Raw genomic sequence first — 11,866 nt, forward strand, 5'->3', positions numbered from 1 at the left:
CGAGGTGACCTGAGCACTCTGGGGCAGCCGCGCGAGAGCTCGGGCCACACAGATGTGGAGCGCGGTTCTCAGACGGCTCCCGCCCCGGTCAGCGCCCGCACCTCTGTCTCCGCGTGCCTGGCCTCGTCCGGTGGCTCGGGCGAGGTGACCGTGCCGAACCAGCCCGCCAGGAAACCGAGGGGGATGGAGACGAGGCCGGGGTTCTCCAGCGGGAAGAACTGGAAGTCCAGGCCGGGGAACAGCGAGGTCTCGCTGCCGGACACGACCGGTGACAGGACCACCAGGACGAGGGCGGGCACGAGCCCTCCGTAGACGGACCACACGGCGCCGCGCGTGGTGAAGTTCCGCCAGAACAGGGAGTAGAGCAGTACGGGCAGGTTCGCGGAGGCCGCCACGGCGAAGGCGAGGCCCACGAGGAACGCCACATTGAGGTCGCGGGCGAGCAGACCCAGAGCGATCGCGACCACGCCGATTCCGGCGGCGGCCACGCGGGCCACGGCGACCTCGCTGCGCGGCTTGGCGTGCGGGCGGCGCAAGGACGCGTACAGGTCGTGGGCCACGGACGCCGAGGAGGCGAGCGTGATCCCGGCGACGACGGCGAGGATCGTGGCGAAGGCGACGGCCGCGACCACCGCGAACAGGACCGTTCCACCCGTGGAGTCCGGACCGCCGCCCAGGTCGAGCGCGAGCAGCGGAACCGCCGTGTTCCCCGCCGCGTTCGAACCGCGCACGGCGTCGGAGCCCACGATCGCCGCCGCGCCGAAGCCGAGCACGATGGTCATCAGGTAGAAGCTGCCGATCAGTCCGATGGACCAGATGACCGAGCGGCGCGCGGCCCGTGCCGTCGGAACGGTGTAGAAGCGCGACAGGATGTGCGGCAGCCCGGCAGTGCCGAGCACGAGCGCAAGCCCCAGGCTGATGAAGTCGAGCCGCGCGGTCCAGTCGCCGCCGTACTTCAGTCCGGGCGCGAGGAACGCGGCTCCGTGCCCGCTGCGCTCGGCCGCCGTACGCAGCAGTTGGTCGAAGTCTCCGTGGAAACGCAGCAGGACGAGCACGGTCAGGGTGATCGTCCCGCCCATGAGCAGGACCGCCTTGACGATCTGGATCCAGGTGGTGGCCCGCATCCCGCCCAGCGACACATAGATGACCATGAGCCCGCCGACGCCGACGACGGTCCATGCCTGTACGGCTCCGGCGGTGCGGCCGAGCAGCAGCGCGACCAGACTGCCCGCACCCACCATCTGCGCCACCAGGTAGAGAACGGACACCGTCACCGAGGAAGTTCCCGCCGCGATCCGCACGGGACGCTCCCGCATTCTGGCGGCGATGACGTCGGCGAGCGTGAACCGCCCGCAATTGCGCACGAGTTCGGCGACCAGCAGCAGCACGACGAGCCAGGCGACGAGGAACCCGACCGAGTAGAGCAGGCCGTCGTAGCCGAACAGCGCGATCAGGCCCGAGATGCCGAGGAAGGACGCCGCCGACATGTAGTCGCCCGCGATGGCGAAACCGTTCTCCATGGGCGAGAAGAGCCGGCCGCCCGCGTAGAACTCCTCCGCCGAGCCGTGCCTGTTGCGGCTCACCCAGGTGGTGATCGCCAGGGTGACGGCGACGAACACGCTGAACAGCAGCAGCGCCAGCGTCTGATGGTTCCCGGTCACCGCTGGCCACCCTCGATCACTCGGGTCATCTCCTGGGTGTCCCAGCGCAGTTCGAGCGCCGCGCGGTCTCTTCGCAGCCGCGCGTGGCGCGAGTACAGCCATGTCAGGAGGAAGGTGCTCAGGAACTGCCCGAGCCCCGCCAGCATCGCCACGTTCACCGCGCCCGCGACGGGCCTGCCCATCAGACCGGGGGCCGTCGTCGCCGCCAGGATGTACGCGAGATACCAGGCGAAGAAGGCCGCGGCGGCCGGAATGACGAACCGTCGGTAGCGGCTGCGTACTTCCTGGAAGGCGGCGCTGCGCTGCACCTCCAGATAGATCGCGGCCGCGCTCCGCTCCGGGGGCGCGGCCTGGGGAGGTACGGCCGGGGCCGGGGCTCCCGTGCCGTCCAACTCGCCCCACCCGGAGGCCAGCGCGTCGTACCAGGGATCGCCGAGAACACCGCGATCACCGGCCCGGGTCTGCGCCGCCTCGCGCCCGTCGTGCTTCTCCACCGAACTCTCCTTGTCCGCGGGCCACTTAGGCCGCGAGCCCAAGGATGGGCAGAACGGGAAGATCCCGGACTCTTCTCACATCCCGCTTCACCCCATTAGGTGATGGCCGACCCCGGTGGCTGAACAAGGCCGTGCCGATAGGCGTACCGCACCGCCTGTGCCCTGTCCTTGAGGCCGGTCTTGGCGAAGAGATTGTTGATGTGTGTCTTCACCGTCGCGGTGGAGACATGGAGGGCGCGGGCGATCTCCTGGTTGGTGAGCCCCTCTGCGATGAGTCCCAGAACTTCGGCCTCTCGCGCGGTGATCCCGGCGGGCGGATCCACCGGCGCGGGGGCCGGTGCGGGCTCCGAAAGACGCTCCAGGAGACGGCGCTGGATCTTCGGGGAGAGGCCCGCGTCACCGGAGAGCACGTCCTCGACGGCCCGCACGATCTCGTCGCCGCCCGCGTCCTTGGTGAGATAGCCGCGGGCTCCGGCCTTGAGCGCGGGGAACAGCGACTCGTCGTCCGCGTAGGTGGTCAGGATGACCACCTGGGTCCCGGGGTACTCCGAGCGGATGCGGCGCGTCGCCTCCACCCCGTCACAGCGCGGCATGCGCAGGTCCATGAGGACGACGTCCGGGGCAAGTCGGGCGACCAGCGCGACGGCCTCGTCCCCGTCACCGGCCGCTCCGACGACCTCGATACCCGGCAGCAGCCCGAGCAGCATCACGATGCCCTCGCGCACGACCGTCTGGTCATCGGCGACCACGACTCTGGCGTCCCTGCGCACCGACCCAGCCGTCTTCGATCCAGCCGCGTCCACGGCGCCTGCCTGCGAACCTGTCGGCGTGTCTGCCGCGCCTGTCCACGAACCTGCCGCGTCCGCCGCGCGATCCTCCCCGTTCGCCCCCGGGCCCGTCCCGCTCATGCCGGTACCTTCAGCTTCACTGCGAAACCCTCCTCGCACGGCCCTGCCACGAGCGTGCCGCCGAGCAGCTCCGCACGCTCCCTCATCCCCAACAGACCGTAGCCGGAGCCACTGACAGTGAGCTCCCCCGCCGACGCGGCCGAGCCCGCATCCCTTACCTCAAGGGTCACTTCGGCGGCGCCGTACTCCAGCCTCACCTGGGCCTTCGCACCGGGCGCGTGTTTGCGTACGTTCGTCAGGGCCTCCTGGGCGACTCTGCGCACGGTCTGTGACGCCTCTACGGACAGTGGCCGCCGCACGCCCTCCACCGAGACCGTCGCACCGTCCGTGGCGACGAGCTCGCGCAGGAAGTCCTCCAGCGGCGTCATCTCACCACGCAGCGCCGAGAGTGCCTGGCGCGTCTCGGTGAGCCCGTCACGTGCCATGCCCCGGGCGGCGACGACCCGTTCGTGGATCTGGTCGAGATCCGCGCCCCGCTCGATGAGCAGGCGGGCCGCTTCGAGGTGGACGAGCTGGGCGGAGAGGCTGTGAGCCAGCACGTCATGGATCTCCCGCGCGATCCGGGCCCGCTCGGCCAGTGCGGCGGATTCCGCCTCCGCGGCCCTCGCTGCCCGCTCCTGGCGGAGCAGCCGCTGGGCGCTTCCTCTCGCCTCCGCGTCCAGGCGCAGGACGTATCCCGCAAGGCAGAGCCCGATGGTGGTGACCGCAGTGGTGAACCATGCGTCGTTGTTCAGGACCGCGAATCCGGTGAGCGCGCCGGCCGTGAGAGGAATGGCCGCGACCAGGGGCAGCCGCTCAAGGGCGGTGACGGCACAGCCGCACCACAGGACGAGCGCCGCCCCTCTGAACCCGGCCTGCTCCACGGCGAACGCCGCGCCCAGCAGGAGGGCGAGCAGCCCCACGGAGGGCCACAGCAGGTGTTCCAGCGTGGTCCGGAAGAACCCCCAGGCGGCGGCTCCACAGGCGATGAGCACAGCCGGCGCCAGGGCGACGGTCCATCCGTGCACACCACGCTCCGCCGCGGCGGTCCACACAAGAGCCGTGAGCGCGACCGCTCGCACGACGCGGGCCAGGACCCGCCGTGCCCGTGTGAGCCCTTCACGGGAGAGCGCCTCCCGCGAGGGCCAGCTGGTCCAGGCTCCGGGCGTCACACACGGTCCTTCCACGACGGCGCGGGCACGCCGTCACCGTACGCCCCGGCCCTCCGGGGCGCAGTCTGCAGGGACTGCGCACGCCAGATGAGGACTCCGGAGCGGACGAGCAGGGTGGCGGCCAGGGCAAGCATGAGGGCGGCGCTGCCCTGCTTGATGCCGAAGGCCGCGCCGGCGGCGTAGAGACCGGCCCGTATGGCCACACCCACGATCCAGACGGCGCCGCTGGCCTTTGTGCTCTTGCTCCACACGGTGCCGTCCTGCGCGATCCACAGACGGGTGGTCCAGGCCCAGCCGGCGCCGATGGCGAGACCGACGAGCAGCTCAAGGCCCATGAGCGAGGCCGAGAGTGCCTGGTGGTGGGGGTCGAGGAGGTCTGGCTTGCGCAGCGCCATGAAGACGAGCACGCCGGGCACGACCCACCAGCGCTTGTCCATGGTGATCTGCTGTGCCTTGAACTGGCGGACGACCACCAGCACGACGACGGCGATGATCACCAGCACATTGGTGAGCCCGGACATGGCGGCCTCCGACTTTCCGTGACTTCGAGGATTTCTGGAACTTCACCGGACGGCGCCGAGTGGCGACGTCGAGCAACGTCTTCGAAGTTACGGAAAGGGCCGGCTCACGGGATCGGAGCTGGGGTGGATCGCGGGTGGATCAGCCGGCTCCACCCATGGGTGGAGCCGGCGTCCGGGTCAGCCCTAGGCGTCGATGCGCGAGCGGTCGAGCGTCGCGGCCGAGCTGCTGATGAACTCCTTGCGCGGCGCCACGTCCGTGCCCATGAGCAGGTCGAAGACCTGCTCGGCGGCGTCCAGCTCGCCGATGTTGATCCGGCGCAGCGTGCGGTGACGCGGATCCATCGTGGTCTCGGCCAGCTGGTCGGCGTCCATCTCTCCGAGACCCTTGTAACGCTGGATCGAGTCCTTGTAGCGCACGCCCTTGCGCTGGTACTCGAGGAGCGTCTCGCGCAGCTCGCGGTCCGAGTATGTGTAGACGTACTTGTCCTGACCCTTCTTCGGCTGGACGAGCTCGATGCGGTGCAGCGGCGGAACCGCGGCGAACACGCGGCCCGCCTCGATCATCGGCCGCATGTAGCGCTGGAAGAGGGTCAGGAGCAGGGTGCGGATGTGTGCGCCGTCGACATCGGCGTCGACGAGCAGGATGATCTTCCCGTAGCGCGCGGCGTCGATGTCGAAGGTCCGCCCCGACCCAGCTCCTATGACCTGGATGATCGCGCCGCACTCGGCGTTCTTCAGCATGTCCGACACGGACGACTTCTGAACGTTGAGGATCTTGCCGCGGATCGGCAGAAGCGCCTGGAACTCGGAGTTCCGGGCCAGCTTGGCGGTGCCGAGCGCGGAGTCCCCCTCGACGATGAAGAGCTCGCTGCGCTCCACGTCGTCGCTGCGGCAGTCGGCGAGCTTGGCCGGCAGCGACGACGACTCGAGGGCCGTCTTCCTGCGCTGCGCGTCCTTGTGCTGGCGGGCCGCGATCCGCGTACGGGCCGCGGCGACGGCCTTCTCCATGACGGCGCGGGCCTGGGCCTTCGCGTCGCGCTTGGTGGAGGTCAGGAACGCCTTGAGCTCCTTGGCCACGACGTTCGCGACGATCCTGTTGGCCGCCGAGGTGCCGAGCACCTCCTTGGTCTGGCCCTCGAACTGCGGCTCGGCGAGACGCACCGTGACGACGGCCGTCAGACCCTCGAGGGCGTCGTCCTTGACGACGTCGTCCTCGGCGACGCGCAGCAGCTTCTGGGCGCGCAGCACCTCGTTCATCGTCTTGGTGAGCGAGCGCTCGAAGCCGCTCACGTGGGTGCCGCCCTTGGGGGTGGCGATGATGTTGACGAACGACTTCAGTGTCGTGTCGTAACCGGTGCCCCAGCGCAGCGCGATGTCCACGCCGAGCTCGCGGGTGACCTCGGTAGGCGTCATCTGACCGTGGTCGTCGAGGACGGGGACGGTCTCCTTGAAAGTGCCCTGCCCGGAGAAGCGGATGACATCGCAGACCGGCTTGTCGGCGGCGAGGTACTCGCAGAACTCGCTGATGCCGCCGTCGAAGCGGAAGGATTCCTCGCCCTTGCTGCCGCCGTCACCGAGCCCGTACTCGTCGCGTACGACGATGGTCAGGCCCGGCACGAGGAACGCGGTCTGGCGGGCGCGCTGGTGCAGGTTCTCCAGGGACAGCTTGGCGTCCTTGAGGAAGATCTGGCGGTCGGCCCAGTAGCGCACGCGCGTGCCGGTGCGGTTCTTCGGGACCCGCTTGACCTTGCTGAGCCGCGCGGAGGAGTCGAACGTCGCGTCGGGCCCCGGCTTGGCGAAGGCGCCGGGGACGCCGCGGCGGAAGCTGATGGCGTGCGTGTTCCCGCCACGGTCGACCTCGACGTCGAGCCGCGCGGAGAGCGCGTTCACCACGGAGGCACCCACGCCGTGCAGGCCGCCGGAGGCCGCGTAGGAGCCTCCGCCGAACTTGCCGCCCGCGTGCAGCTTGGTCATGACGACCTCGACCCCGGAGAGTCCGGTCTTGGGCTCGACGTCCACGGGGATACCGCGGCCGTTGTCCCGCACCTCTACGGAGGCGTCGTCGTGGAGGATGACCTCGATGTAGTCGCAATAGCCGCCCAGGGCCTCATCGACGGAGTTGTCGATGATTTCCCAGAGGCAGTGCATCAGGCCGCGGCTGTCCGTCGACCCGATGTACATGCCAGGGCGCTTGCGTACGGCCTCGAGCCCCTCAAGGACGAGCAGGTGCCGCGCGGTGTAGTTGGAACTGTCCTTGTCCACGATGCCGCCTGCTCCGGTCAGCAGCGCTGTGGACGGCACGGACGTTTCGGCGGTCACGCAGTTCGCTCCTCGCTGAATTTCAGTTGGAACCCTTTTGGGTAAGGGGTCGGCTTCGGTCGCCGCTCAGAGGGTACCGAGGCCTGATAGAGCCGTTGTAACGCAACCCTCGCCTCTGCCCAGACTAGTCCAGCATCGTATGCGTGTTCGATCCCTCGATGGGGTGAAGCACACATCACGTTCCCTTCGGCGCATGAACCATTTAGGCTCCGGGCACGTCCTCATGAACAACCGACAAGCCAGTCGGCGAGGACCGACCCTGACGGAACGCGCGAACCCGTAAGACACGTAAGAGACGCAATACGGCACATTCGCCGCCAACCGGCAGCAGACAGCCCCTCGGAAAGATTTTTCGAGGAAAAGCCACGAGCGGGAACGTTTTCGGCCTGGTTGGATGTTGACCCTGGTACGACAGCTCGTCGAGCTAGAGAAGAGGCGACGTGACTACTGTTCTGACCCCCGCGAGCCCACTGACGGCCGCTGACCGCTGTGACCGTTGCGGCGCCCAGGCATATCTGCGCGTCGTGCTCATCAGCGGTGGTGAACTGCTCTTCTGCGCCCACCATGGCCGCAAGTTCGAGCCGGAACTCAAGAAGATCGCCGCTGAGATACAGGACGAGACGGAGCGCCTGACCGCCGCTCCGGCAAGCGCCGAGACCGAGGAACGCTGACGCCTCGCACAACGACGAGCCAGCTCCGGCCCAGGCCGGTGATCGGGCGGCCATCCCTGCACCACAGGGTGGCCGCCCGTCCTCGCATCAGCCCGATATAGGCCCATGAGGCGCCCTGAGCGCGTCAGACAGGCTTTGGCATGACGCGCATGGCCTCCGACACCCGGGCATAGACGCCGGGGCTCTGAGGGCGTCCACAGCCGCTCCCCCAGGACACGATCCCGATCAGGCGCCCGTGCGCCACGAGCGGGCCACCGCTGTCTCCCTGGCAGGCATCCCGCCCACCCTTCGGTTCCCCCGCGCACAGCATCGTGCGAGCGCGGAACGTTCCCTCGGAGCTGCCCGGATAGGCCGCCTCACACGCGGAGTCAGCGAACACCTGCAAGTCCGCGGCCCGCAGCATGTTCTCGTAGTCACCGGCCCCCGTGGTGTCGCCCCAGCCGTAGACCACGGCTCCGGTCCCGGCCGTGTACGCAGAGTCCCCCGCCCCCGCCATCGGGATGACGTATCCCTTGGGCAGCGGCGCGTTCAGCGTGACGACCGCCACATCCCCGGAGTTGGTTTCGGGGTCGTAGTCGGGGTTGACCCAGGTACGGCGTACCGGGATCTCGACGCCCGTCTCGGTCCGCAGGTCGTCACGCCCCGCGATGACCTTGAGGTCACCCACGCCGCGCGGGGCGGTGCCCAGGACTTCGGGGCTCAGGCAGTGGGCGGCGGTCATGACGGTCGACCGCCCGACCACGACAGCCCCGCAGAACTGACCGGATCGGGTACCCCCGAACCGGTCACGACTGGAGAGCGCCACCATCCACGGACTGTCGGCCACCCGGACGGACCGGCCTCCGATGACGACACCGTCCGCGGCAGCGGGGGCGAGGGAAGCCAGGGGCAGCAGGGCCGCCGCCGCCAGCAGGACAGGCGCCCGGAACAGCGTTCGGGCGAAGGGACGACGCATTCGGTGTCCTCACTCTGAGTTGTATCGACAAACCCAGCGTGAGCGAACCTCGTGCGTCATGCACACGAACGCATCGAAGGGCCCGGCCCCCTGAGGGGATCCGGGCCCTTCGATGACGCACTCACCGCCCGGATCCGGTCCGGGCGGTCGCGCTTCTAGTCCAGGTAGTCGCGCAGCACCTGCGAACGCGACGGGTGGCGCAGCTTCGACATCGTCTTGGACTCGATCTGACGGATCCGCTCACGCGTGACGCCGTAGACCTTGCCGATCTCGTCGAGGGTCTTCGGCTGACCGTCGGTGAGACCGAAACGCATCGAGACGACGCCCGCCTCGCGCTCCGAAAGAGTGTCGAGGACGGAGTGCAGCTGCTCCTGCAGGAGCGTGAAGCTGACCGCGTCGGCCGGCACGACCGCCTCGGAGTCCTCGATGAGGTCACCGAACTCGCTGTCGCCGTCCTCACCCAGGGGGGTGTGGAGGGAGATCGGCTCGCGGCCGTACTTCTGGACCTCGATGACCTTCTCCGGGGTCATGTCGAGTTCCTTGGCCAGCTCCTCCGGGGTGGGCTCGCGGCCCAGGTCCTGGAGCATCTGGCGCTGCACGCGCGCGAGCTTGTTGATGACCTCGACCATGTGCACCGGGATACGGATGGTGCGGGCCTGGTCGGCCATGGCGCGGGTGATGGCCTGACGGATCCACCAGGTGGCGTACGTGGAGAACTTGTAGCCCTTGGTGTAGTCGAACTTCTCGACCGCGCGGATCAGACCGAGGTTGCCCTCCTGGATCAGGTCCAGGAAGAGCATGCCGCGGCCGGTGTAACGCTTGGCCAGGGAGACCACCAGACGGAGGTTGGCCTCCAGGAGGTGGTTCTTGGCGCGGCGGCCGTCCTCGGCGATGATCTCCAGCTCGCGCTTGAGCTTCGGCGCCAGCTTGTCGGCGTTGGCGAGCTTGTCCTCGGCGAACAGGCCGGCCTCGATGCGCTTGGCGAGCTCGACCTCCTGCTCGGCGTTGAGCAGCGGGACCTTACCGATCTGCTTCAGGTAGTCCTTGACGGGGTCGGCGGTGGCACCGGCCGCGGCGACCTGCTGCGCGGGCGCGTCGTCCTCGTCCTCGTCGGACAGGACGAAGCCCTGCGCGCCCTCCTCGCCGGGCTCGCCTTCGGCCTTGGCCGTACCGGGGGTCTCCTCGGTGGCCTCGTCGTCGACCTCGTCGTCCTTCTTGCCGGACGTCTTCTTCGCCGCCGCCTTCTTGGCGACGGTCTTCTTCGCGGCGGCCTTCTTGGCCGTCGTCTTCTTGGCTGCGACCTTCTTGGGTTCGGCGTCCTCAGCCTCGGCCTCGACGGCCGGGGACTCGGGGGTGGCGGTGGCAGCGACCTTCTTCGCCGTGACCGTCTTGGCGGCGACGGTCTTGGTGGCGGTGCGCTTGACCGGGCTCTTAGCTGCGACGCTCTTGCGGGGGCGCTTCGGCTCCGCGGCACTGACCATCAGCGTCACACCCTCTTCCTCGAGGATCTGATTGAGGCTGCGCAGAACGTTCTTCCACTGAGTGGCCGGAATCTGGTCGGCCTCGAAGGCACGGCGCACGTCGTCGCCGGCGATCTGGCCATCAGCCTTTCCCCGCTCAATGAGCGCCATGACAGAGACGGACTCGGCGATCTCCGGCGGGAGCGTACGGGATGTGCTGGCCGACACGAACAACCTCTCGGAACGTTGGAAAACGGCTTCCGGCCCCGTCCTGTGAGGACCGGAGCCGACGACCGCCGGCTTGGGGATGGGCCGACGGCGCGGGCGGAGCCGGGGAGATGCACAGCGCCGAACGCGGCGGCTGTATTCCCTCCTCGGCTGTCACCTCTTAGGTCATCGCGCTGTTCCGAGGAGCGTTACGCCCAATCTGCGTGGCCCGAGTCACACCCCGTAAGCGGTCAAAAACTAATGGATACGGTCAAACATGGCCACTCTTCTGGTACCCAGCTCGACCCGGCGGAACCCATGGTCCACACATGTGTCGCCGGATCGCGCCGGGTCCCGGGGGGATCAGGCGCGCTCCGGCGACACATGGGGAACGAGATGGGCACATCCGGATGGCGCAGTGCATCGAGCACCGAGGGCCTGCACCGAGGCGCCGAATCACCCGATCGCCGAGAAGCGTGTCAGTGCTCGCGGGGCGCGGGGACCACACGTTCGACATCAGGGTGGACGGTGAGCAGCTGACGCATGGCCGCCTCCGCGCCCGTCCCGTCGCCCGCGGCGAGGGCGTCGGCGATCCGGCCGTGGTGCGCGACAGCCACCTCGTTCGGGCGGTCGCAGCCCGTGACGGGTCCCCCGGAGACCTGGAGGGCGGCGGAGACGATGCCGGACAGGTGCTCGAGCATGCGGTTGCCCGCGAGCTGGATGAGCAGGGAGTGGAACTCGGCGTCGGCGCGGGCGAACGTGATCGGGTCACCCTGCCCCAGGGCGTGCCCCATGATCTCGACCATGTCGGCGAGCCGCTGCTGGACGTCCTCACGGCCGTGTCCGGCCGCGAGCCGCGCGGCGAGGGGCTCGATCGTCCAGCGCAGCTCGTTCAGCTCGCGGCGCTGGTCGTCGCGCTGCGGACCGAAGGCGCGCCATTCGATGATGTCCGGGTCGAGCAGGTTCCAGTCACTGACGGGGCGGACGCGGGTGCCGACATTGGGGCGGGCACTGACCAGGCCCTTCGCCTCGAGGACGCGGAGCGACTCGCGGACAACGGTGCGGGACACCTCGAATCGCTGGCCGATCTCCTCGGGCACGAGCGGGCGGTCCGCACCGAGGTCCCCGGAAACGATCATCTGGCCCAGCTGCTGGACGAGTTGGCCGTGCAGGCCGCGTCCGCGACTGCCCGCGGCACGCCTCCCCATCCGGCCGAGATCCTGGTCCGCGACATCCCAAACAGGGGCGCCCACACGGTCGGCGCCATTTGCCTCCCCATAGGGGTAACGGTCGAGTTCGCCCGAGCCGGCCAGGCCGGAGTCGTTGGAGCGGGCGGCGGTCATCATGGTGTGCGCAAGGGTACTCACGGATCTGTTGTCGGCGCCGCCCCCAAGTCCCTTGAGGTCTTTGGTGAAAAGCACACGAAAGGGTGATCGCTTACCCCGTCGCAATTGACGCCTTATCGGACGGAAATGAGCGCTCGCCGGGGAGTTGTGCGCGAGGCCGGACCAGAAGGCGC

At 69.0% G+C, this 11,866-nt stretch carries 10 protein-coding genes; 1 reads left to right on the forward strand and 9 read right to left on the reverse strand.

The features are described 5' to 3' along the window. Window positions 1–68: 68 nt before the first annotated feature. The 6 genes from OHO83_RS14560 to OHO83_RS14585 form a co-directional block, all read right to left on the reverse strand. A complete protein-coding gene (locus OHO83_RS14560; RefSeq protein WP_266674917.1) occupies window positions 69–1,661 on the reverse strand; it encodes a solute symporter family protein in 1,593 nt (530 codons plus the stop codon). Continuing rightward, complete coding sequence (locus OHO83_RS14565; RefSeq protein ID WP_266674916.1) at window positions 1,658–2,155, reverse strand: DUF485 domain-containing protein; 498 nt, start codon at window positions 2,153–2,155, stop codon at window positions 1,658–1,660. The genes OHO83_RS14560 and OHO83_RS14565 overlap by 4 nt, the downstream gene beginning before the upstream one ends. A gap of 95 nt (window positions 2,156–2,250) precedes the next feature. Further along, on the reverse strand, window positions 2,251–2,904 hold the full coding sequence (locus tag OHO83_RS14570) for a response regulator (RefSeq protein ID WP_405635009.1): 654 nt from the start codon (window positions 2,902–2,904) through the stop codon (window positions 2,251–2,253). Between the two features lie 155 nt (window positions 2,905–3,059). Next, the gene (locus OHO83_RS14575) at window positions 3,060–4,214 is read right to left on the reverse strand and encodes a sensor histidine kinase (RefSeq protein WP_329433783.1); all 1,155 of its coding nucleotides are present in this window, start codon (window positions 4,212–4,214) and stop codon (window positions 3,060–3,062) included. Then, window positions 4,211–4,735: a DUF1453 domain-containing protein gene (locus OHO83_RS14580; protein ID WP_330279587.1), complete on the reverse strand. Its 525-nt coding sequence runs from the start codon at window positions 4,733–4,735 to the stop codon at window positions 4,211–4,213. The genes OHO83_RS14575 and OHO83_RS14580 overlap by 4 nt, the downstream gene beginning before the upstream one ends. A 183-nt stretch (window positions 4,736–4,918) precedes the next feature. Further along, complete coding sequence (locus tag OHO83_RS14585) at window positions 4,919–7,054, reverse strand: DNA gyrase/topoisomerase IV subunit B (RefSeq protein ID WP_266674913.1); 2,136 nt, start codon at window positions 7,052–7,054, stop codon at window positions 4,919–4,921. 440 nt (window positions 7,055–7,494) lie between these two features. Between OHO83_RS14585 and OHO83_RS14590 the strand changes: the two genes are divergently transcribed. Next, complete coding sequence (locus tag OHO83_RS14590) at window positions 7,495–7,725, forward strand: DUF7455 domain-containing protein (RefSeq protein WP_018535956.1); 231 nt, start codon at window positions 7,495–7,497, stop codon at window positions 7,723–7,725. Between the two features lie 124 nt (window positions 7,726–7,849). On the opposite strand, the gene OHO83_RS14595 is transcribed toward OHO83_RS14590, so the two are convergent. From OHO83_RS14595 to OHO83_RS14605, 3 genes are all read right to left on the reverse strand, one after another. After that, complete coding sequence (locus OHO83_RS14595) at window positions 7,850–8,680, reverse strand: S1 family peptidase (protein WP_329433787.1); 831 nt, start codon at window positions 8,678–8,680, stop codon at window positions 7,850–7,852. A gap of 155 nt (window positions 8,681–8,835) precedes the next feature. After that, window positions 8,836–10,374 (reverse strand): RNA polymerase sigma factor, encoded by a 1,539-nt coding sequence (locus OHO83_RS14600; protein ID WP_266674911.1) that lies wholly within the window; start codon window positions 10,372–10,374, stop codon window positions 8,836–8,838. Between the two features lie 452 nt (window positions 10,375–10,826). Then, on the reverse strand, window positions 10,827–11,714 hold the full coding sequence (locus OHO83_RS14605; protein ID WP_266674910.1) for a FadR/GntR family transcriptional regulator: 888 nt from the start codon (window positions 11,712–11,714) through the stop codon (window positions 10,827–10,829). Window positions 11,715–11,866: the final 152 nt, after the last annotated feature.

Source organism: Streptomyces sp. NBC_00569, from assembly GCF_036345255.1.
In the GTDB taxonomy this organism is placed as follows: Bacteria; Actinomycetota; Actinomycetes; order Streptomycetales; family Streptomycetaceae; genus Streptomyces.